Annotated in this window: 18 protein-coding genes and 1 tRNA gene; 13 read left to right on the top strand and 6 right to left on the bottom strand. The window is 49.7% G+C overall.

Annotation, left to right across the window (positions count from 1 at the left end; translation table 11 throughout):
- Nucleotides 1-54 precede the first annotated feature (54 nt).
- The 3 genes from trpA (at nucleotide 55) to SYK_RS16140 (ending at nucleotide 3684) form a co-directional block, all read left to right on the top strand.
- On the top strand, nucleotides 55-816 hold the full coding sequence (trpA, locus tag SYK_RS16150) for a tryptophan synthase subunit alpha (RefSeq protein WP_281761300.1): 762 nt from the start codon (nucleotides 55-57) through the stop codon (nucleotides 814-816).
- Between the two features lie 267 nt (nucleotides 817-1083).
- Complete coding sequence (locus SYK_RS16145) at nucleotides 1084-2667, top strand: ArnT family glycosyltransferase (protein ID WP_281761299.1); 1584 nt, start codon at nucleotides 1084-1086, stop codon at nucleotides 2665-2667.
- A gap of 132 nt (nucleotides 2668-2799) precedes the next feature.
- Complete coding sequence (locus SYK_RS16140) at nucleotides 2800-3684, top strand: BON domain-containing protein (protein WP_281761298.1); 885 nt, start codon at nucleotides 2800-2802, stop codon at nucleotides 3682-3684.
- 77 nt (nucleotides 3685-3761) lie between these two features.
- Here SYK_RS16140 and SYK_RS16135 read toward each other — a convergent pair whose 3' ends face one another.
- Nucleotides 3762-4766, bottom strand: a complete 1005-nt coding sequence (locus SYK_RS16135) for a hypothetical protein (RefSeq protein WP_281761297.1) — start codon at nucleotides 4764-4766, stop codon at nucleotides 3762-3764.
- Entirely contained in the window at nucleotides 4763-5545 is a 783-nt protein-coding gene (locus SYK_RS16130; protein WP_281761296.1) for a prepilin peptidase, read from the bottom strand. Before SYK_RS16130 ends, SYK_RS16135 begins: the two co-directional genes overlap by 4 nt.
- 131 nt (nucleotides 5546-5676) lie before the next feature.
- Between SYK_RS16130 and SYK_RS16125 the strand changes: the two genes are divergently transcribed.
- The 7 genes from SYK_RS16125 to SYK_RS16095 all read left to right on the top strand — a co-directional run bounded on the left by SYK_RS16125 (nucleotide 5677) and on the right by SYK_RS16095 (nucleotide 14594).
- Nucleotides 5677-6966, top strand: coding sequence for a phenylacetate--CoA ligase family protein (locus SYK_RS16125; protein ID WP_281761295.1), 1290 nt, complete (start codon nucleotides 5677-5679; stop codon nucleotides 6964-6966).
- A 15-nt stretch (nucleotides 6967-6981) separates the two neighbouring features.
- The gene (locus SYK_RS16120; protein WP_281761294.1) at nucleotides 6982-8526 is read left to right on the top strand and encodes a sialidase family protein; all 1545 of its coding nucleotides are present in this window, start codon (nucleotides 6982-6984) and stop codon (nucleotides 8524-8526) included.
- Nucleotides 8527-8542: 16 nt separating this feature from the next.
- Complete coding sequence (locus tag SYK_RS16115; protein WP_281761293.1) at nucleotides 8543-8842, top strand: hypothetical protein; 300 nt, start codon at nucleotides 8543-8545, stop codon at nucleotides 8840-8842.
- A 257-nt stretch (nucleotides 8843-9099) separates the two neighbouring features.
- Complete coding sequence (gene rbp / locus SYK_RS16110; RefSeq protein WP_281761292.1) at nucleotides 9100-9363, top strand: RNA-binding regulator; 264 nt, start codon at nucleotides 9100-9102, stop codon at nucleotides 9361-9363.
- A gap of 96 nt (nucleotides 9364-9459) precedes the next feature.
- Nucleotides 9460-9678 carry a translation initiation factor IF-1 gene (gene infA / locus SYK_RS16105; RefSeq protein ID WP_163810014.1) on the top strand — a complete coding sequence of 73 codons (219 nt, stop codon included), beginning with the start codon at nucleotides 9460-9462 and terminating at the stop codon, nucleotides 9676-9678.
- A 201-nt stretch (nucleotides 9679-9879) separates the two neighbouring features.
- Entirely contained in the window at nucleotides 9880-11547 is a 1668-nt protein-coding gene (locus SYK_RS16100) for a DEAD/DEAH box helicase (protein ID WP_281761291.1), read from the top strand.
- 95 nt (nucleotides 11548-11642) lie between these two features.
- The gene (locus tag SYK_RS16095) at nucleotides 11643-14594 is read left to right on the top strand and encodes a sensor histidine kinase (RefSeq protein WP_281761290.1); all 2952 of its coding nucleotides are present in this window, start codon (nucleotides 11643-11645) and stop codon (nucleotides 14592-14594) included.
- Nucleotides 14595-14736: 142 nt separating this feature from the next.
- Here SYK_RS16095 and SYK_RS16090 read toward each other — a convergent pair whose 3' ends face one another.
- Nucleotides 14737-16470 carry a PAS domain S-box protein gene (locus SYK_RS16090; RefSeq protein ID WP_281761289.1) on the bottom strand — a complete coding sequence of 578 codons (1734 nt, stop codon included), beginning with the start codon at nucleotides 16468-16470 and terminating at the stop codon, nucleotides 14737-14739.
- Between the two features lie 546 nt (nucleotides 16471-17016).
- Here SYK_RS16090 and SYK_RS16085 point away from each other — a divergent pair.
- Nucleotides 17017-18684, top strand: coding sequence for a methyl-accepting chemotaxis protein (locus SYK_RS16085; RefSeq protein ID WP_281761288.1), 1668 nt, complete (start codon nucleotides 17017-17019; stop codon nucleotides 18682-18684).
- A 59-nt stretch (nucleotides 18685-18743) separates the two neighbouring features.
- Here SYK_RS16085 and SYK_RS16080 read toward each other — a convergent pair whose 3' ends face one another.
- The 3 genes from SYK_RS16080 to SYK_RS16070 all read right to left on the bottom strand — a co-directional run bounded on the left by SYK_RS16080 (nucleotide 18744) and on the right by SYK_RS16070 (nucleotide 21046).
- Entirely contained in the window at nucleotides 18744-19346 is a 603-nt protein-coding gene (locus SYK_RS16080) for a nucleoside deaminase (protein ID WP_281761287.1), read from the bottom strand.
- 132 nt (nucleotides 19347-19478) lie between these two features.
- Nucleotides 19479-20777, bottom strand: a complete 1299-nt coding sequence (locus tag SYK_RS16075; protein WP_281761286.1) for an alpha/beta hydrolase — start codon at nucleotides 20775-20777, stop codon at nucleotides 19479-19481.
- 192 nt (nucleotides 20778-20969) lie between these two features.
- Nucleotides 20970-21046: transfer RNA gene (locus tag SYK_RS16070), tRNA-Arg, on the bottom strand.
- Between the two features lie 186 nt (nucleotides 21047-21232).
- Here SYK_RS16070 and SYK_RS16065 point away from each other — a divergent pair.
- A complete protein-coding gene (locus SYK_RS16065) occupies nucleotides 21233-22648 on the top strand; it encodes a Do family serine endopeptidase (RefSeq protein WP_281761285.1) in 1416 nt (471 codons plus the stop codon).
- 36 nt (nucleotides 22649-22684) lie between these two features.
- Nucleotides 22685-23566: a 4-(cytidine 5'-diphospho)-2-C-methyl-D-erythritol kinase gene (ispE, locus tag SYK_RS16060; RefSeq protein WP_281761284.1), complete on the top strand. Its 882-nt coding sequence runs from the start codon at nucleotides 22685-22687 to the stop codon at nucleotides 23564-23566.
- Nucleotides 23567-23769 lie beyond the last annotated feature (203 nt).

The following is a 23769-nucleotide window of genomic DNA, read 5'->3' as shown; positions in this document are numbered from 1 at the left end:
GTAACAAAAAGTTGGAGTGAATCATTACTGTGAGAATAGAATTTGGAGATATTCATGAATCCAATGCAAATAAAAATTGAAGAGGCCACCGCGCAAGGCAAGGTCAGTCTCATTCCATTCCTCCCGGCAGGATTTCCCAATCGGGAACAATTCTGGAAGGAAATGGAAGAACTGGACAAGGCCGGCGCCTCTGTCATTGAGATAGGTATGCCCTTTTCCGATCCCGTGGCCGATGGCCCCGTCGTGGAAAAGGCCTCGCTGAAATGTCTGGAAGACGGCATCAACCTCGAGTGGATTCTCGCGGAACTCAAGGCACGCAAGGGCCAGTTCAATGCCGCCCTACTGCTCATGGGCTACCTGAATCCTGTCTACCAATACGGACTGGATAAATTCGGCGAAGATTGTGAGGCCGCAGGCGTATCCGGGCTGATCATCGCAGACATACCCCATGAAGAATCCCAGTTCGTCAAGGATGCCATTGAGCCACACGGCGTAGCGCTGGTCCCCCTTGTCGGACTGAACACGAGCAAGGAACGCATGAAGCTGTACGCCAAAAATGCGTCCGGATTCTGTTATTTCGTGTCCGTACTCGGCACCACAGGCCAACGTAAAGCCCTACCCACTCGTATCAAAGAAAAACTGGCCGAGGCCAAGGAAGTCTTCGACATCCCCATCGCCCTCGGTTTCGGCATCAAGCATCCCGATCAGCTCGACGAGTTCGACGGGTTGATGGATGCCGCCGTTTTCGGTTCCGCACTCATCACTCACGTCGAATCCGGCAAGTCGAGTGATGAATTCATGGAGCCGTGGAAATAAAGAATTAAGAATGCCTCCGGCGGCCAGAGGGGAAACCTCTTGAAAGAGGTTTCCCCTCTGGACTCCCCTTCCAGAACTTTTTAGTGCCGCCTTTGGCGGAATATTCGCAATTTGATGGTGTAATTCATAATAAAAACTATCCCCTACACAAAGGTCCCTTGCGCTAAGCGCACCCAAAAAGTTTAGGAAGGGAGATAGGGGTGCACGGGGAGGCTCCTCTGCTTCCTTCTTGCCAAGGCGGGTATATATAATATACCTGTCCTCATCATGACTTCGCCTAAAAATACATATTCTCCCACACGGGACCTGATCGCACTTGTGATCATTGCCCTGTCCTTTGCCGTCCGCTACTGGTTCGTCGATTCCGGCCAGCTCAATCTGGTACAAGATGAGGCTCAGTACTGGGATTGGATTCGTCGCCCACAGTTATCCTATTATTCCAAGGGACCGCTCATCGCATGGATGATCGCCGCTTGGACCGAGGTGTTCGGCAATACAGAACTGGGTGTCAGGTTCGGCTCAATCATCGGCATGACAGGTATTCAAGCCGCCCTATACATAGGTGTGTCCAGAATATGGCGGGAATATTCCATGGCCATATTTGTCCTGTTGGTTGCCGTGACCATGCCGCTTCTGAACGGATTGGGTATCCTTGCCACAACAGACAACCCTTTGATTTTCTGCTGGACGGTCGCCTTCTTTGCTCTGGCGGCAGCCACACGAAACACCCCGGACTCCACGCCATCCAACTGGCCTTTCTTCATCCTGGGATTCTGTGTAGCCATAGGCATTCTGGCTAAATATATGATGCTCAGCTTTCTAGGCCTAGGCATTATCTACGCCCTGATTTTGCAACTGCGCGGCCAAATGCCATCCCGCTTTTGGAGACGCTTTTTCCTGGCCTCTCTCATCGGTACGATTGTCGGCCTTGCTCCCATCATATTATGGAATATGCACAACGACTGGGTGGCCTATAAACATGTGGCCAAACTCTCCACAGGCGTTGGCAGAGAATTTTCCGTTCGCTTCATGCCATTTCTTGAAATGCTCGGCGCACAGATTGGCCTGCTCGCTCCTTGGTGGTTCATCTTCATCCTGATGGGCAGTAAAAAAGCATTGGGTAAATCCTTTGTCGGCCCAGTCGGCGCGTTCGATGCAAAATACAGACGCGACCTCCAATCGGTCCTGTTTTTCTGGCCACTCTGGGCGATTATTACTTTCAAAGCGCTTTTCTCAAAAGTAGAAGCCAACTGGACTGCGGTGGCTTTCATGGCTGGCGCCCTGCTCGGTGGCATGGGGCTACACGCATGGTGGCACGCTCCCAATCGCAAAATGCGCGGCAAATTTATACTTGTCACAACCGCAATCGCTGTAACGGGCTTGATCTACGTTGCACCAATTCTGCCGGTCCCAGACAATTTGAACCCCACCCACCGACTCAAAGGATGGGAAGATCTCGGCACAAAAATCGAACAACTGACCCAAACAGAATTTAACGACCCCGCCAAAGTCTTTGCCATGAGCGACAACTACGGTTTTACCTCGGAACTCGCCTTCTATATTCCGGGCCAACCCATCACCTACTGCCCATGGACTGATAACCGACGCATGAATCAGTATGACCTCTGGCCCAACCCGGAAGCCAACGGCCAGCTCGGGTGGGACGGAATTATGGTGCGCAAACGCTTTCAAAAAGGCCGTATCGCAGAGCTTGAAAAAATGTTCGACTCCGTGAGTGAACCCATTTTCTACGAGTCGAGCTTCAATGGTCAGCCAGCCAGAAAATTTACCCTGATCATCTGTAAAGGGTACAACGGATACTGGCCGCAACTCGGACTCGGGAAATATTAGAGTTTCTACAAGTACTCCATAAAAAATAGACTTCGCCCGCTCCCGTGAGTAGATGAAGTCTATTTTTTATGGAGTACTTGTTTTAATCAACAAAAAGACAATTATTGCAAAACCTTTGAGACTCTAAGTCTTTTGGCCTTTTATTCAAAAGGGTTCCCCTATGGCAAGATTCTTGCTTCGTTGGAAGCAGGTGGAACCAGTTCATACCCACGGGAAAAGGCGCAAAGACTCATCGTGAAAAAAGCAATTCTCATACTCGTAATCTTCCTTTCACCGGGGTGTGCCGCGGTGCCGTTTGGCATCGGGCTCATCCCCGGTGCACCAGCATACGTCTCATCACTCGTGGGTGGCAGCCAGTCCATGTATGCCACTGCCGTGGATGAACGAACAACTGAACAGCAGATGATGGATGCCATCATAGCAGGCCACGCTCAAGCGGAACTGTACAAAAGCAAAGAAGTCAGGGCCGGACAAATCACCACATACAGTTATTTCGGGAAGCTTTACCTTGTCGGGGAATACGATTCCCAAGAACAACTCAGGTATATCTATGAATGCGCTGACAACGTGAAAGGGAAGCGGGCTATCATCAGTTGTCTTTATCTCCGCAAGGACATGGAAGAAAACGAATATTTCCATGAGCAGGCCAAGTATGCGGACCTTCAAACACAACTCATGGCCGATTTCGAAGTAACAAGTACACCCATTGAAGTCGAAATTGTCCATGGAGACATGATTCTGCTCGGAGTCATCAAGGGAAAAGAGGAACGTGATCGGATCATGTCACACGCTCTCAGCGTGGATGGCATCGACCGGGTTGTCTCTTATCTTTATCATCAGGAAAACGCAGGACCGGAACCGCACATCATGGTGGCAGGCCTCACGCCTTCACCCGATAAAACTATTGCCCCACCGCCTAAGAAAAAACCCAAGAGCAAACGTTCTCGCCCTGTCGCCACAAAAAAACAAATAGTAGCACCAATACTGGTCGTCTCCAACCCGGATCGGGGGCGTTAACCCCGCCCACGGCCACTTTTCGGTGACTGCAAAGGAAACCGCCTGTCATCCTCGGGCGGCTTTCTTACGTCCCAAACCTAAAAACGATACGAGAATTGCCCGGTCAAACTAGTCCGCCCACCATAGCTCACCTCAACCAACGCCTGCATTCTCTTGGAAAATTCCCACATGCCGCCCATCAGGGCTGAATATGGATTCTCGGTGGTAAAAATAAGATCATAATTAAGCTTACGGGATCCAGGACCAGGAAGAATATTGGTTTCAATAGAACCGTGTAATCGTTCTTCCAAATCAAGATACATGACACCAGCCCAGAAACTTCCCTTTCCGTACCGTTCAGAATCCACAAGAATACCAATCCTCGGAGTGACGGTATATGTTTCGATTTCTCCATGGAGAAAATCAAGCTCGGTTCTAGCCATATTCATATCTAGTGACCCAAAATATTGTTTGTAGCCACCGGCAAGAGTCAAACCGAGCCCACCGGTATACCCCGTGTAGTCGCTGTCAATATCCAACTGAAAATCATCAATGACAGTACCCCCAAGTGTAAACCCGGCCACGTTCACACGGATATCCGCATGCCCTGCGATAACTCCGGCGAAACCATACACATTGAGAAAAGGGAATAACCAGACATCGGCTCTGCCCAGCATGGTCGCGCTGATCACTTCGGACCCCTCAAGATCAATCCCCGGTCTCGCTGTGGGATCACCGAATCCAAACTTGAGATTTTCAATCTTCGGTTCCTGCCGCTGTACCAGACTGGTAATACTCAACCCGAAAGGCAGAGGAAGTTCATACCCCTTGGCCCGAGCTTCATCCCCCCATATGGGCAACAGCCGAGTGGACGGCTCCACGGGTTTGTGATCTTCCTCATACGGGTCGTCTATAGGAAAATATTCAGGTTTCTTGACTGGAGTTGAGGCCGCGGACATTTTAAGCCAACTATCCTCTGATACCTCGCCGCCACTGGTCCAGTCCCATTGATCAAGCAAAAAAGTCTCTGCAGCACAAGCAGGTTGAAAACAGAATAGACAACTCATAATCATAACAAGGTACAACGCAGCATGTCTGATCATACATTCCACCAAGCCATGATTTCTTTGCCATACAAAAGATACACCATACACCCGAGGCTAAGAAACGGACCGTATGGCACCTTCCCGCGTATGCCATCCGTGCCGGGACGAATCGTATAATAAAGACTGCCAATCATACCGGACACCGAACCAACAAAAATGGTCAGAGGTAATCCCGCCAATCCGGTCATTCCGCCGATCATAGCCATGAGTTTGACGTCGCCTGTGCCCAGTCCTTCCTCTTTGCGCAACAGTCGATACCCCTGTTGCAAAACCCAAAAGGCACCGGCACCGGCCACTGCCCCAAGAAAAGTACTTTGCCATCCCACGCCGTTCTCAAGAAAAAAACTGGCTACGAAAACTATGCAGGTTCCACCCAGTGTAATACGATCAGGTAAAAGGAACGTTTCAAAATCGATAAAACTTCCGGCAATAAGCATGACACCAAGAATCAAGTATACACCCCACTCCGGGGACAGACCGAAACGGTAAGCCGAGGCCAAAGCCCACGCCATGCAGGAAAGCTCGACCAGCATGTACTGGCCGCCAATGAACTCGTCGCAATGGCGACACCGTCCTTTGAGCACAATAAAACTCAAAAGTGGAATGGTATCAAGCATCCCGAGTTTATGTTCACACGAAGGACAACGGGATCCGCCCGGCTTGAGAATGGGTACCTCATCGATCCACCGTTGAATGAATATGGTGGTCAGGCTACCGAGTTCCAGACCGATGACTCCGGCAGCCAGATAAAAAATCCATGTGGGAATAGCGTCCATAATGCCCCTCGGCACTTGAAGAGTTGCCGTTTTTACTGCATGAATACCGCGAGAGCAACATCCTATGAACTATCGGATTTCACAACCCGACACAAGAGGATGGCAGACAGAACGCATTAAGGGAGCCGCGCATGGACCATCGTTTTATTCCACATCTGACAGAAGAACAGATCGCCGACATCCAACTTGAAGGACTAAAATGGACCACGGCCCACGCTTACGCCAATAGCCCATTTTATCAGGCTCGATTGAATGACGTCGGGATGAAACCCGGTGACATTACATCTTTGGATGACCTCCAAAAACTTCCGTTCACCACGGCGGACGATCTGAAAAACGGCTATCCCATGCCCTTGCTCTCCGTACCAGAATCAGATGTTGTCCGTATCCACGGCTCCAGCGGAACCACAGGCAAACGAAAGATTCTTGCCTATACCCAAAAAGACCTCGATATCTGGCGGGATATGTTTGCCCGATGCTACGAACTGGCCGGACTGACCATCGAAGATCGTATCCAGATTTGTGTAGGATATGGTTTGTGGACCGCCGGAGCAGGCTTCCAGCTCGGTTGCGAACGTTTTGGTGCCATGGCACTGCCTGTTGGTCCCGGTCTGCTGGAAATTCAACTCCAGATGCTCACTGATCTAAAATCCACTTGCCTTTGCTCTACGGCATCAATGGCCCTTCTCATGGGCGAAGAAGTCCAGAAACAAGGGATCTTCGAACAAATAGCCCTGAAAAAAGCGATATTCGGCTCTGAAACTCATACTCCCAAAATGCGCCGTCAGTTCGAAGAAGCCCTCGGACTGGAAGACAGCTTCGACATCATCGGCATGACCGAACTCTACGGTCCAGGAACCGGTCTGGAATGTCAGGCCCATGACGGCATCCACTATTGGGCAGACCGCTACATCATGGAGATATTGGACCCGGAGACCCTAGAGCCGGTAGCCCCCGGCGAAGTCGGTGAAATGGTCGTGACCTCCCTGCAAAAGGAAGCCTCTCCGCTCATCCGATACCGTACCCACGACCTGACCAGAAAAATTGCCGGCGATTGTGCCTGCGGTGTAACCATGCCGCGTATCGACAAGATCATGGGGCGCTCCGACGACATGTTCATCTTCCGTGGCGTAAATATCTACCCCGGCCAAATTGGTTCAGTGCTGGAAGAATTCAACGACCTTTCCGCAGAATACAAGATTTCCCTGACCCGTCGCGACGGACTGGACCATATGGCCGTGGATGTAGAACGGACACCCGAAGCGAATGTCTCGGACAATGAACACCTCGCCCAAAAGTTATCCACTGAAATTCGCAAACACATTCTGGTGCGTAGTGATGTCCGTATTTTAAATCCGGGAGAACTGCCGCGCAGTTTTGCCAAGACAAAGCGCGTACAGGACGAACGCGGCGAAGAATAAGGCAGACTACAAAACATGCCCAGTCTGTCCGACGATCCCACCCGCCATGTGGTCATCGACCGCAGGCCGGGCCGATATATTGCCTTTCCTGATGTGATCCGCACTGGCAAAGAATCGTTGGTAGTTGCATACAACGAAGCAGACAAACATGTCAGGCCCACCAGTCGCGTCCTTGTCGTTAAAACAAGTCGGGACAACGGGAAAACATGGTCTGAACCGATTTATCTGGATTCGCCAACAAGCCATTGTCCTCGCCTCTACATGGCATCAGACAACGAACTGATTATTTCGGACAGCTCCCGCATTTTTCATCGCAGCCTCAACAACGGGCGTTCATGGATCCCATTCCCGACAACCGGTCTGACTCACGACATGCATGACCGAATCATGAGCCTCGACAATAATGTTTTACTAACCACCGGCCATCGTCATCTCGGCAGCGAAGAGCATCCCGCCATTCGTCAGCCTCCCACACAACAGATGATCTTCCGCTCTAAAGATCACGGCCTGAATTGGGCCACACATTCCATCCTTGCCGAGCATCGTAATCTGGTCCTATGTGAAGCATCCATGACCAGATTGCCAAATGGGTGTATCCTCGCTCTCATGCGAGAAAACAGTTTCGTATTCGAACCGATGTACTGTTCAATCAGTACGGATAACGGCGCGTCATGGTCCGCCCCGGTAGACACTCCACTGATGGGACATCGACCGACCATGGGACTGCTTCCTGATGGACGACTCCTCGTCACCTACCGAAATGTAGGACCGGACTGGGGAACCTCAGCATGGAGCGGTACCGTGAATGAACTAATGTCCGGCTTCAGGGTCCACGGACTTGCAGCAGATCTAAACAACCCAACATTCACGCAGGACGGCATGCGTATCCACAACACACCGGGCAGCGAGTCCGTTGTTCGCTATGCACTCCGTCCCATGACTGATCCACGCACGGCCACTGCAACACTGGAAGCCGAAGTCAGAGTCGACACGGCTGACACTAATGGATGCGGCATTCGCTTTGGAACATGGTGGCGGCTCACACCAGGAAACATAACCCCGGACGCGAAAGAATCTTTTTCCACCCCTCTTCCAACGGGACAATTCAACCGTATCCGCTTTCATTACGCCGATGGGGTCGTGACCCTGCACGTCAACGACACAAAAGCAGCGGCTATTTCCGTTGACCCGGACCACGCTGAAACGCGGCCCATCATGTTCGGTGCTCCCTATCCTTTTGAGGACAACGGTGTGGACTGCATATGGCGACGTGTGAACCTAAATATCATGGAACCTGCGTACGAAAGAAAATATACTTGGCACTGGAAGGCTGAAAACGGACTGCCTGACCACTGGGTACGCGACCATGTCCTTGAATTGCGCAATGATCGACACGCAGCAGCACCGGATTTCGGATATTCCGGCTGGACAAGGCTCAAAGACGGAACTTTTTTCTGCGCTTACCATCACGGTGGCGGAACCAAGGCAGAATATGAGCCGCTCCATTCGAGCCACATCGCAGGGACATGGTTCACACTGGACGACTTCACTACGGACTGAAAACGGGAGGTACACCATGGAACGAGCGGATATCGAACACATTTTCGAGGCCTATTTCGAAAAATACAAAAAAACGGAAGGAGATCGGACTGCATGGTCCGCCTTCTGGACCGAAATGACACCCAATGGTGTACTTGAAATCAATCTGACAAAATGCCCAAGAGGTACCACCTTCAAAATTTTCGTGGATAAAAAGAAGGTTGCCGAAGCCGCTGGATGGGACAATTATTATTCGACAATGGATTCCATTGCAGCAAAATATCCAGGGCTCTATGATGCAGACAAAATTTTCAACGATATGAAATTCATACTCTAAATATAAATCTAAGACATTCTATACTTTGTTGCCTTTTTTTCTTGACGACTACTACCTCAAAGCGTAAGTCAATTTACCATAGGGGTCAGTGGCGTTCATGGGGATGCGTCCGGTATATCAACGGATTTCACTGACAATGGGTGAAATGATTATTGGTTGTGAAGGGCTCGCGCGCTTTAATTTCCTCTCGCTTATTTCACCGGGCGAACGATCGCTCTATTCATTATTCTTTATATTTTTTTGGAGTTGGGTACACAATGGCTAAGAATATTTATGTGGGCAATCTGCCCTGGAGTTCCACGGAAGAGGATGTACGCGCAGCTTTTGAAACATACGGTGAAGTTGTCTCCGTCAAATTGATCAATGACCGTGAAACCGGTCGCCCCCGCGGCTTTGGTTTCGTGGAAATGGAAGACAATGGCGCTCTGGAAGCTATCGAAAGTCTGGACGGCTCCGACATGGGCGGGCGCAATATCAAAGTCAACGAGGCTCGCCCACGCCCCGAACGTCCGCGTTGGTAGACGTTGACACTCTCATCAATTTACGACACAACAAGCCCGCCCTGTCCAAAAAAGGGCGGGCTTTTCCCGTCTCCAAAAAACAAGAGGAAGCAATAGATGGCTAAAGAAGAAGGAATCGTCGTTCAAGGCACCGTTGAAGAAGCCTTGCCCAACGCTATGTTCCGCGTTGAACTTGAAAACGGTCACACCGTGCTGGCACATATTTCTGGAAAAATGCGCAAATTCCGCATCCGCGTTATGCCTGGCGACACTGTCACCGTGGAACTTTCCCCGTACGACCTCACCCGCGGCAGAATCACCTTCCGCCCTCGGTAAGTCGGTTTCGGCGGTTGGGGGAAGAGGAAAGAGGGAGAACTCAAAAGATGGGTTCCGCTTTCTCCTCTTCCCCCAAACCCTTCACCTTTTCTCTCCTTCCTCAAACCATAAAGAATGCGCATCGCGCGTCTGTGCGTTTGCGGTTATCTATGCTATTGTCCCAGTGTTGGGTTACACGATATTTTTTTAAAAGGAATTTTTATGTCCAGTTTCAAGGAACTGGGGCTGTCGGCTGCCACGCTGACCGCTCTGGAATCTAAAGGGTTTACGAACCCCACCCCCATTCAGGCCCTGACCATCCCCATGCTGCTCGACGGCTCTGTGGATATCGTGGGCCAGGCCCAGACCGGAACCGGCAAGACCGCCGCTTTCGGCCTTCCCGTTATTGAAGCCGCCCAGGAAAAGGTACGCCACGTCCAGTCGCTCATCCTGACCCCCACCCGCGAACTCGCTATTCAGGTGGCTGAGGAAATCAATTCACTCAAAGGACAAAAACGCATCCGGGTTCTGCCCGTTTACGGTGGACAGGCTATTCACATGCAACTGAAAGCCTTGAAACAAGGCGTTGACGTTGTTGTTGGCACACCTGGTCGCATCATGGATCATCTTAAGCGCCGCACCCTGCATATCGACAATCTCGATTTCTTCATTCTTGATGAAGCGGATGAGATGTGCAACATGGGCTTCGTGGAAGATGTCCGCGAAATTCTCGCTTCCGCCAACGAAGATCGTCGGACCCTGCTCTTTTCGGCCACCATGCCTCGAGAGGTTATGCGCATTGCCAAGGAATTCATGGGCGACTTCGAAGTCGTCTCCGTGAAGCCTGAAAAAAGCGACATTCCGCTCACTCGACAGATTTTCCATGAGATGGCCGACTCAGACCGTTTTGAGGCTCTTTGCAGAGTTATCGACGCCCAGCCGGACTTCTACGGTCTGGTCTTCACACGCACACGTGCTGATGCAGATCGGGTAGCTGCCCGACTGACCCAGCGTGGGTATCCTTCCGAACCGATCCATGGTGATCTTTCGCAGGGCCAGCGTGAAAAAATTCTGGCGAGTTTCCGTAAGAAAAAGGCAACCATCCTTGTGGCAACAGATGTTGCAGCACGTGGTATTGACGTGCCGGACCTGACACACGTGGTCAACTTTGCCCTGCCTCAGGACCCACAGACATATGTACACCGCACCGGACGTACAGGCCGAGCAGGGAAACAAGGCGTTGCCATCACTCTGATCGCGCCTAATGAATTCCGTCGCCTCATGTTCATCTCCAAAAGCTCCGGCATTGAGATCAAAAAAGAAAAATTGCCGCGCATCGAAGATGTAATATATTCCAAGAAGAGCCGCGTGGTTTCCGAACTGAACGCAATCATGGAAGCTGAAGGCCATAGCAACTACTTGGACATGGCCCGCGAACTGATGGCTGAAAAAGATGCCGCCGAAGTCGTGGCCGCCCTGCTCAAAAACACCTTCGGAGACGAACTGATCGCCTCAAGCTATCGCGAAATCGATCTTGCCGGCCCTGGTTCAGGTTCTCGTGGTCAGTCCGGACGAGTTGATCTCGTCTGCGCACTAGGTCGCGCTCACGGCATGGGTCCAAAAGAATTCGTTGAATTTGTTGCCCAGTCCGCTCATATCAAACCTTGGTCCATTCAGCATGTTCGCGTGCAAGGCAACAAAACCACGTTCACTGTCCCCAATCATGAAGCCGACAAGGTCATGAACAAGGTCAACAGCAGAGATGGCAAACCGCTCATCACACAAGGCGAATTCAAAAAGAAACCATCCTACCGTCGTGACTTCCACAAGAAAGGTGGACAACGTCCCGGTAAACGACCTTACATGACTCGGGGCAAGAAAAAAGATTAAACAAACCGTTTTCGAACGGAACTCGCAGCCTTTCCGGGTTCTTTATCATTGCCGAACTTCCTTTGTTTTTGCTAGACAAAACATACGAGGAAGCAATGAGAGAAGATCACGAAAAGTCAAAAGCGGAGCTTATAGCGGAGCTGAACAAGCTCCGCTTTGCTGTGGCGGGCACAGATAATGAAAAATACCGCAATATAGTTGAAGGCCTACCTCAATTCGTCTTTGAACTCGATACCGCGGGGAACTTACGGTACACCAACGAATATGCCCTCAAAAGCTACGGATACTCCCCAAAGGACGTCATAGACGGCCTTCACTTGGCAGACATCATTCACCCGGATTCAGTCAGCCAAGCCCAAAACAGCGTCGCTTCTATCCTCAAGGGTGAAATCATTCAGGGCGAAGAATACATTGCTCTTCGCAAAGACAAATCCACCTTTCCCATCAAGGTCTATTCCCAACGGATAGTCGAAAACAACCGTACGGCAGGCATACGCGGCATTATCGTCGACATCTCTGACATGAAGCTCGTTGAAAGGGCTCTTCTCAAAAGTGAAACTTACTACCGTACGCTGTTCGAAAACACGGGTACGGCCATGACCATCATCGACACCAATAGCGTTATCCGCAGTTGCAACTCACAATATGAAAGACTTTCCGGTTACTCAACCCAAGAGATTGAAGGAAAGATGTGTTGGTCGGATTTTGTTCCCCCCGAAGAACTGGAACGAATGCAAGCCTACCATGCCACCCGTACGCTCAAAACCAACTCGGCTCCCGACAATTATGAATTCATTTTCCTTGCCCGCAACGGAATTCATAAACAGGTTCACGTTTTTGTAGGCGTTATTCCAGATACCAATGATCGGGTCTGCTCTCTCATTGATGTCACGGAAAGAAAAGAGGCTCTGCAAGCTTTACGCAAAAGCGAAGAGCGATACGAACTCATGACATGGGGAGCCAACGACGGTCTTTGGGATTGGGATTTGACAACCAATTCCGTATATTATTCTCCACGATACAAGGAAATTCTCGGATATACCGATGAAGAATTCCCTAACCAGATCAGTTCATGGGAAAACGCAGTCCATCCCAATGATGCGAAACGGTGCATAGCCGCCAACAGGGAATGCGTCGACGGCAAGATTGATCAATTTCAAGTAGAATTTCGCATGTTCCACAAGGATGGCTCGATCCGTTGGATACTCGGTCGAGGCGGCAGCACCAAAGATGAAAACGGCACAGTGTATCGTCTTTCGGGAACGCATACCGACATCACCAAACGCAAACAGGCTGAAAACGCCCTACGCGACAGCGAGGAACGCTACAGAACCATTTTCGAAAATGCGACAGATGGCATCTACCAATGCACTCTGGACGGACAATTCCTGACGGTCAACACTGCCATGGCCCGCTATATGGGATACGACAGTCCTACGGAAATGATCAATACCATCAACAACATCTGTCAACAGATGTGGGTCAACCCAAATGATCGGCAAGTTTTTCTACAAGAACTCGCTAAAAACGGCACGCTGCAAAACTACGAGCAGCACATCAAACGCAAAGACGGATCCAGAATATGGATATCCGAAAATGCCCGTGCAATTTATAACGATAATGGAGACATTGAGTATTACGAGGGATTTCTTCAGGACATCACTACGCGTCGATTCAATGAAAGCACGACAAAAGCTCTCTATGCCATTTCTGCGGCCATAACCATCACTCGCGACCTTTCCGAACTCTACTGTGCCATTCACGCCATTATTGCTGATGTGATTCACGCCAAAAATTTCTTCATTGCACAGGTCGATGAAATAACAGACACGATGCGATTCGTTTATTTTCGCGATGAAAAAGATGACTATATCGACATCAGTGGCATCAGCGATCCAAACCAAAACAGCCTGTCCATCAATGTATATAGGACAGGCAACCCTTTCCGTTTTTCCTCGGCTCGTCCAAACGATATTGCCATGACCAAAAAAATTGGCATCATCGGTACCCCCCCTGCAGCATGGCTCGGTGTTCCACTCAGACTGAACGGCAAGGTCATGGGCGTCATGGTCGTACAGGATTATTCCAACCCCCTGCAATACTCAAAAACAGACGTCACTTTCATGATAGCCGTTTCCGAGCAGGTGGCCATGGCCATTGAACGCAAAGCCAACGAAGAGTCCCTGACCCGACTCAACGAAAAGTTGGAATCAAAAGTCGATCAACGAACCGCAGAACTCAAGACACAGACTGCTGAACTCGAAAATGCCAACAAACGACTTCGCAAATTGGATGAAATCAAGTCAGCTCTTGTTTCTTCAGTTTCTCATGAACTCCGCACACCGCTGACATCCATACGTGGGTTTGCCAAACTCTGCGCCCGTGATTTCACGCGATATTTCCACCCTCTCACGGAGAACAAGCAACTTAAAGGAAAGGGCGAACGCATTCGGGATAATCTCGGAATTATCGACACAGAAGGCGAACGCCTCACACGCCTTATCAATGATTTCCTGGATATCAATCGTATTGAATCAGGCAAAGCGGCCTGGCACGACTCCCTTCTTAATCCCTGCGATATCATCACCAAAGCGACCACTACGGCCTCTGGCAGCTTTGCCGCCAAAACCGGGGTGCAACTCAAAACCGATTTACCGTCGACCTCACGTCTCATTCACGCCGACCCCGATAAAATGCATCAGGTGCTTATCAATCTGCTCAATAACGCTTACAAATTCACTCCACATGGAACCGTAACTGTTTCCCTGCGGGACAACGGCGAGAGCTTGATCCTGTCTATCATTGACACAGGACCAGGAATCCCCGACGAAGAATTGCCTCACCTGTTCGAAAAATTCCACAAATCGCCCTTGGGTGACACCATTCGCATAGCAGATAGAGGAACCGGACTTGGCCTTACCATTTGTAAAGAAATCGTGGAGCACTACGGCGGGGCGATTTGGGTTGAATCGACTTTTGGAAAAGGCAGTTGCTTCTCCTTTTCAATTCCGCCGGTTCCAGGGACAAAAACCAAATGTACTGCGTAAAAGTCATCCCTTCACAGGCTTAAACGGCGATGCCCCTTTTAGACTCTCGCCCCTGATTTTGATCTCCACGGTGGCCATGATTCCACAATAGTCGGGCTGATATGACTCGATATTTTTTAAGGGCTGATCGAGGAATAAAGGATTAACAGGAAAAGCACTCCGTTTTCAGGGGGAGCCAGACTGTAACGATCGTCCCGCTTCCTGCTGACGAATCCATTGTAATATCACCTCCATGGGACTGTGCGATAAGCTTCGCACTAAAGGTTCCCAGTCCCGTGCCACCGGGCTTTCCTTCGGTGACGTACTTCTCAAAAAAAGACGCTCGTATGGATTCAGGAACCACCCCGGCGTTATGAATACGAACCACACACCCGCCATCATTTCGCAAATCCACGCTGATCGGCTCTTTCTCGCTGGCTTCAAAAGCGTTTCGCAACAGATTGCTAAAAAGTGAAAAAACAAGCGGCTGCTCAGCACAAATCAAGAATTGCCCTTCATTCCCCACAGAATTTCCGTCCATCGTCACCACAACACTTGCTGGTCGTTCCTGACTGACCTGAATGGATTTCACAATAATACCGAGCAATTCAACAAGATCAAATTCCTCAATATTGAATCGATAAGTCCCAGTTTCCAGCTTATATAAGTTAATGGATTGATTGAGAAGTTCGAGCATAAGGCTTCCAGCATCTTCAACAGCTTTAAGCAAATCAGCCTGTCGTGGAGTGATATTGTTGTCCTTCCGAAGCAGGCGCGGGATGCCGATAATACCGGAAAGCGGAGACTTGAGATCATGTCGAACAACCCGTGTCACATTCTCCTTCAACTTATCCAAAGCCTTACGATTGGAAACATCGAGCCCAACAAGAACAAAACCACTAATCCCGCCTTCAATATCCCGAAGTACACTGCCACCCCACTGACACCAGATGGTACTTCCGCAGAACATTTTCACTGTCGTTTCCAGTTCAAACCGTCCGCCAGAAGTCAAAAAATCATCCATTTGGTAAGCTCCATCAGAACCAGCACCATCGCCCAAAAGGATATCCTTAATCGACTTTCCAAGGAAATCAGACTCGACACATCCCCAACAGCCGAGGACTTGATTGTTTACAAATGTCACCAGCCCCGAAGGATCAAGCCGAAATATCATGGACCGGGAATCTTGGATCAATCCCTGATATAAAGCACGGCTTTCACGTAGTTCGACCTCCAACCGTTTGCGATGTTCAATTTCTCTCACCGACGCACGAACGCCAAGATAAAGCCCATCTGGAGAATACACAGGCATGCTGTTGTACGCGACCCAATGAATACGTCCATCCCTGGCGATTATCCGACAATCAAACCGCATGCGCTGGTGCATCTTTTCAACCGAAGAAATCTGACTCAACACCACTTCACGATCATCGGGATGGATCAATCGTTCAAATAATTCAGGATCAAGGAAGAACTCATCCGGGCCGTACCCGGTGATTCTTTCACAGGCCGGAGAAACATACTGATACGTATCGTTAGGTGCGAGCCAATACTCCCAGTCGTGTGTAAATTCGGCAACAGTCCTGTACCGTTCTTCACTTCGCGCCAAACGAGCCGTCGCTTTGCGCATATCCCGTATCATCGGGGCAACCATAAAAACACCAAAAAAAAGAAGAATGGAGACAGCCAATCCAAGGCCTTCATAGAGCAGCGAGGGGTCAACGCCCTTTGAATACATCGCGTACAAAGTATGAACACGGCGAAACGCCATAGCAAAAATCCCCGCAGCCAGAAGGATCCAGGCCCAACTGCGATCAGTATCAATGATAAGTCGCAAGGCTAGAAACCCAGCCGCAAACTGAAGAACCATCGATGCGAGCACAATAACGAGGTTCATTCGCCTCCTCCACCATGACTTCGTAAAAAAAAGAATTGGTCGTCAAAAAGCTACGCCAAAAATTAATCCCCTGTCATCAATTATCATTCTCCAAGCAATGTTGAAAAACCAATGCGTCTTGTCTCTTTGGAAAAACTTTTTCTGTTCCATGCTCCCATACACACATCCAACAGATGATCTTTCTTCACACTTGAAGGGATGCATTGATGTTGACGACTCCCTAGTGATGGCCTATGGATCGATTTCACATCATGTGGACTCAATATAATGCATATAAGTATTGGTACAAGACTTTGTATTTACAGACTATTTCATCAGAATTGTCTCGAAAAAGATACTCAATGAATAGCTGGATGTACATGCACTCGATAGTCCACGATCTTTCTCCCTGACTTTCCACACTGATGACGCAGGCTTCGACGTTTCCAAACTGCAACTTTCACTATGAAGTCAATCGGTTACGTGTGCCAAACAATAGACGATGACTGTCAGTCATCGTCCATTCTGCGACAATATATTCACCACAAAAAAAAGATAGAACCTCTCATGAAAAAGAATGTACTTAGACTGACTATTGCTTTTGCCGTTTATATACTCGGCGTTTTCCTTTTCTCTGGATACGAATACCTTTCCACCAAGAATCAGGTGCTGCATGCAACAGATGAACAACTCAAAAATGCCGCACATGTCATCCCTGCAATCATCGGAAAGGACTACCATGTTGGTATTGCTGCAAAACAATCTGATGTGCAAACATACACCAGCATACTTTCAGATTTGAATGACGCCATAAAAGACACGAACATCGTCAACCTCTACTCGATGATCAAGAAAAACGGCGACGTGTTTTATACCAGCTCCAATGCTTCTCGCGACGACATTGCAGCGAGAGACTACATTAAATTCATGGCCCCCTGTGTGGATGCAAGTGCGACGCTAAAAAACATATTTTCTTCCAACAAGACGGTATTTAAAGATTATGAAAACAGCGATGGAAACTTTCATTGCATACTGGTTCCATTCACGGCCCCGGATGGCACCCGATATGTCACCGGAGCCGATATCAGAATGAACGACATCCACGACATGTTGTTCTCCCGCGCACTCATGTCCATCGGCAAAGGGTTCGCACTCCTTCTTCTTCTCATCCCCATTCTCTGGGCGTCATGGAAAAACGCCAAAGATGAAAAAATGTTTCTCCATGCCGAAATAAACAAGGGTATGCAGGAAATTGAAGAACTAAACAAAAATCTTGTCAAACAAATCGAGACGGCAAAAGAGCATGAACAACAGGCCATGCAAGCAAAAAGAACAGCTGAAGAAGCGCAAACTCACGCAGAGCAGGCCGGAATTACTGCCCGCCATGAGGCAGCGGTTACATTAGAAGACTCATCGCACCATCTTTCCATAGCCAGTGAGCAGCTTGCCGCTCAGGTACAACAGGTCGCACAGGGTGCCGAGACTCAAAAGCTAAGGACGCTCGAAACCGCAGCAGCAATGGAAGAAATGAACGCAACGGTATTTGAAGTCGCTTCAAATGCTTCCACTGCAGCCGAAAAGACTGACAACGCCAAAACCGTGGCAGAATCCGGCCTGACTGTTGTTGAAGAAGTCATCACAGCCATAGGCACCGTGTCAGACAGGACTAAGGCCATGCGGGAGAGCCTGCATTCTTTGGGAGAACGCGCCCTTGGCATTGGTGAAATAATCAATGTCATCAATGATATTGCAGACCAAACAAACCTGCTGGCTCTGAATGCCGCCATTGAGGCTGCCCGTGCAGGAGAAGCCGGGAGAGGATTCTCGGTCGTGGCAGATGAAGTCAGGAAACTGGCTGAAAAAACCATGTCCGCCACAAAGGAAGTTGAAAGTACCATCGGCTCGATTCAAAAACTCACCGAAAGTAACATTAACCACATGAACGACACCAACGAGGTCGTATCGATGACTACCGGATTGGCCAAAAAAGCTGGTCAAGAATTGCAGGATATCGTCGAGCTAGTGAACGACAGTTCTGATCGTGTGCGCTCCATCGCAACAGCAAGTGAAGAACAATCCGCCGCAAGTGAGGAAATAAATCGGGCTGCTGATGAAATAAACAGCATCTCCACTGAAACAGCTGAAGGCATGGGACAGGCGACGGAAGCCATCATGGACCTTGCCGCACAGTCGGTGCAGCTCAAGGCTTTGATTGCTTCATTGAAAAGCGAATAACAATTCTTTAACCGTCTACTTCTCGTGCCGTAAAATGACGGCACGAGAAGTAGACGTCATTAATTCCCCTGCCGCGCATTATAAACGGTGTTCTGTGAAGCCGCGAATTCACGATAGGCGGCAATAGCTTCATCCCGCAGGACATCATTAGTCAGGGAAATACCGCGTCGATCCAATTCAACCCGCCAATTCTCACTGACCGGCCCTTCGTCAAACCCGGTAATTTCTTCCAACTCCGGCCCGGACCCTGCAATAACCAACGAACGCACCCCGGACCATATCACTGCTCCGAAACACATTGCACAAGGCCGCCAGTTGACTACCAACTCATGGGCTGGAAGCCCCTCAGCGCCAAGGTCATAGGTCCCGAGCATCTTCTGAGCCAATGACAAGGCCATGATCTCGGCATGCGCCGACGAACAATTGTACGGCATAACGCGGTTCACGCCGATAACGACCAACCGCCCGGAATCCCGTTCAAACACTCCAGCAGCAAAAGGCCCACCAGTATTCCTCAGGAAATTCTGTCGCGAAAACTCGATAACAGCCGCCATGCGCTCTTCCGGCGTCGGCATATGCGTTGGTAATGATTCAAGGGTTGAAACGGCCCATTTGGGCATATCAAGAGAAAAAGAAAGATCGGAAAAGGAATTCTGTGTCATTATATGGCTCCAATACAAGATAACGTCGTGGCGATGCACTATCGCTCAAGGATCAAGAAATCAAGTAATGAGTGGAAGCCTAAAATGTATCGAAGCTACGCCACAAAAGCCCTCCGCCCACAAGGGCTGCTCTTACTGGGGCTTTAATTTAACTTGCAGTTTTTCCAAAAGCCGCTGTTGATAATCCTCCGGGAATTCCCATATGGGCATATCGACATCTTTGGCCAATCCTCTTTCTTCAGGTGGCAGGTCGTACATCAAGGTCATGAGTATATCACTACTGACCCAGGGACTATCACGGAAATATCCATGCCCATTTCCGGCATCTGCATCCGCTGCCCCTGTCACATCAATAACGCGGAGCTTGGGATTGGCCTCAAGAAAACTCTTCACCGGCACAGACATCTCACGCGAGACTTGACCAAGCCTTCCCCAATCAAAAAGCCATTCCGCCACAGCCACAGCACTGTCAGAATCTGACACATAAACAGAAAGATCTTCGACGATATCGAGCATACCTTCCCGAATATTCGCCGCAAAAATAGCGCCATCCATATCACTGCCGATAAGCATCACATGGCCGAGCTTTAACTCCTTCAAACCTTCCTTTGAAACGTGCCTGTTGGCAAGGGTCAGCTGGAAAAGCGCCTTATCCACAATCCGAGTCCCAGCACTGTAACCAACGATATGAATTCGCTCAGCGTCCGTCTTTTTTGCAAGGAATTCCAAAAATGCCCGGAACTGATATGATGAAAGCTCCGCAGTCTCAAGATCTGACAAATATGCCAACGTTCTCGGCGTGGACGGCCATGAATAGGCAATGAAAGCACCATCGTATCCAAGGAAATGCCACAATTCAGCCGTAACCAAAATAGGATTATTAAAGTCAACTTTGTATCCATGGACATACACAAAAACATCTTTCCGTTTTGACCGACTCAATTTTTCATCGATATGCCGAGCAAATTCCTTACCGGTCGTTTCCACTCCGACCTCATTAAAATCCTTTGCAACAAATCCGTTCAAACTTGAACCAAGTACACCATATTCATTGACGCTTTCCACTTTGAGAGGATATTTGTCCGTTCGATTTTTGAGCAAAGAAATACGTTTGGCTTCCTCCCAACTAAAATCCCCCTCTCCCATCTTGATACTGGCGGCACCAAACCGAAGAACGCCCCCTCGAAGCGAGCTATAAGCAAGCTCTCCTTCGACAGCAGGCGCACGGTTGGTGGCATAATAAATAGTACTAGGAGGAAGCACGTCCTTTTCAAAGGGATTGACAAACTCGGAATAAATGGCGGGAGCAGGCATAAGATCAATGGCTTCCCCCTTGGAAGAAGAGGAACAACCGACCATCAGGAACACGGCTACCGCCATGCATAAAGCTGGCACACTTTTTTTCCCCAAAAACCAATCTCTGTTTCTCATACGACTATCCACTCCATTCCGATTCAAACGTCTTCGGCAAAAACAACTTCCGCAAACTCCCCACTCATCATCTATTTACTATTCATAATAAAATAACAGGATTATATAGATAATTGCAACAACTGCGGCGTACACGCAATCATTAAACAGAAAAAAGCCCGCTCTCCAAGGAGAACGGGCTCTATTTCCACATGGTGCCCCCAGCGCGATTCGAACACGCGGCACCAGGATTAGGAATCCTGTGCTCTATCCACCTGAGCTATGGGGGCACGGGGAATTTCTCCTATCCGACCGCTGATAAAAAGGCAAGTGTTTCGTCTTCAAGACTGTGCAATGCACATTTTGTTGCGTGCAAATTCATTCACACTGTTTACAACTGATAAAAAAGGCCTATAGTTCCAAAAAGCGGCTAAATACCGCCATCCTGTTTTTCGCATTATTTTTTCGGAGGCTTTATGATTCGCAAATTCAAAACACTCACTCTCGCTTTTGCCTTTATCATGGCTGTGCCGCTCATTGCACAAGCCAACGGACTACCCGTGTTCACGGAGCTGGCCGCCAAGGCAGGTAAGGCTGTTGTTTTCATTTCAACAGAAAAAACTGCCGCGCCCGGACACGGACAGCAATTCCGTCAACAGGTCCCGGAAGGACACCCGTTCCACGAATTTTTCGACCGATTCGACCAGTTCTTCGGCCAACAACAGGGGCAACCCCGCAAACAGTTGGGGCAGGGTTCCGGCTTCGTCATCACCAGCGACGGCCTGATCGTGACCAACAATCACGTCATCGAAGGCGCAGACAAAGTGACCGTCCGTTTTCAGGACAATAAAAAAATATATGAAGCCAAAGTTGTCGGCGCAGACCGCGAGACCGATCTGGCTGTCATCAAGATCAAGGCTGACAAAACACTGTCCACCTTACCTCTTGGCAATTCCGACGCCATTCAGGTCGGCGAATGGGTTCTGGCCATCGGCAACCCCTTCGGCTTGGATAATACCGTCACAGCTGGCATTATTTCAGCAAAACACCGTATCATCGGGGCCGGACCGTTCGACAACTTCCTTCAGACCGATGCATCCATCAACCCCGGTAACTCCGGTGGTCCGTTGCTCAACATGCGCGGTGAAGTAATCGGCATCAACACAGCCATCAACGCTGCTGCCGACAACATTGGCTTTGCCATCCCAAGCACCCAGGCTGAGAAAATCATCCGCCAGCTCCAGCAAGGCAAGATAGTGCAACGCGGCTGGCTTGGCGTAACCATCCAGCGCGTGGGTGAAACCCAAGCCAAGGCTCTCGGCCTGTCCGAACCGACTGGTGCATTGATTGCCTCTGTGGGCAAAGGTTCTCCGGCCGACAAGGGTGGAGTCAAGCAAGGCGATGTCATCCTTGAAGTCAACGGCAAAAAAGTCGAAGACAATAATGATCTGCTCAAACAAATCGCAGGCCTGGCACCGGGAGACAAGGCTCGACTCGGTCTATGGAGTAAAGGCAAAAAGGTGACCAAAAACGTTACCCTAGGCCAACGCAATGACAAATCTCTGGCCGCCATGACCCCCAAAGGTCAGGGACCGACTAAGACTGCCGAAGTTCTTGGCATGCAGCTGAAGTCCGTCACCGACCAAGAAGCACAGGCTCTCGGTCTGGACAAAACTCAGGGACTGGTTGTGGTCACGGTTGACCGCAACACTGCAGCCGGAGAGGAAGGTATCCGCCAAGGCGACGTCATCATTCAGGCCAACCAGAAAGATGTAAACACCGTGGCAGAGCTAAAAAGCGTCATTAAACGCGACAAGAAGCGTGGCGCGGTCATGCTCCTCATCAAACGACAGGGCCAGAACAGTTTCGTGGCACTGCCGCTCGACAAGTAAAATCAAAGGGGGCTCCACATGGAGCCCCCTTCTTCTATGAGGAATAGACTATTGAATCCTGCCACACTCGTAGCTTCGGCCAAAATCAACCTGCATCTGGAAATCATTGGGCTGCGTGAAGACGGTTATCACGAACTGCGTACTCTGTTCTTTCCTGTGGATACACCGTGTGATCTTATCAAGATCGAACCTGGCCATGACGAACATTTTTACATTCGCTGCCCGGAAAAACCGGAACTCGAGACGACTTCAAATCTCATGTATACGGCATGGAAACGGTTCGGCGAAGCTACTGGGTTTCATCCCGGTATTTTCGTCACACTGACAAAAAATATCCCCATGGGCGGCGGACTTGGTGGCGGCAGCTCCGATGCCGCAGCCATGCTCACATGGCTCAACACCGAAGCAGGAGACAAAGGGCTTTCACAAGAAGCCATGCTCTCGCTGGCTGCATCGCTGGGGGCAGACGTTCCTTTCTTTCTCATGGATGGTCCGGCCTGGGCCACAGGCATCGGGGACAAGCTCGAACCAGCGTCCGTAACTTTATCAGGAATGACGCTCCTAATAGCTTGCCCCGACATTGAAGTTTCCACTCCATGGGCATTCTCGGCTTGGGATAAAAAAAACAACGCAACAAAGGTTCACCAATCCTTGACAACCCGAGAATCTGATACTAAGACTCCATCTCCCGTTTCGCCCAGAGAAATGACAAACGACTTTGAACCTGTTGTCTTCGAAAAACATCCAAGACTACAGGAAATAAAGGAAAAAATCATGACCTCAGGGGCAGAAACAGCCGCGATGAGCGGGTCTGGAGCTTCTTTGTTTGGCCTTTACCAAAACAGAGACACAGCAATGATTGCTGCAAAAGCTCTCGAAAAAGACGGAATTGAAATTTTCACGATGGATTGTCGATAGATTTTCCATCAAAGATAAAGGTCGTATCGCTCACACAGCGAATGCGTCTCATCGACGACGGCAGTCTGCTCCGCAGACGCCCACGGCAACCTCCCGATAAATTGGGACGGAATTTGCCGAGAAATGGTCGAGTGCGAGGCGCAAGCGAAATTCAAGGCCGCCGCGTATTCTCATACGCAAGGATCGGAATTTCGCGCAGCAAC

The sequence above is a fragment of the Pseudodesulfovibrio nedwellii genome, assembly GCF_027923765.1.
In the GTDB taxonomy this organism is placed as follows: domain Bacteria; phylum Desulfobacterota; class Desulfovibrionia; order Desulfovibrionales; family Desulfovibrionaceae; genus Pseudodesulfovibrio; species Pseudodesulfovibrio nedwellii.
This window is presented reverse-complemented; position numbering and strand designations above follow the sequence as displayed.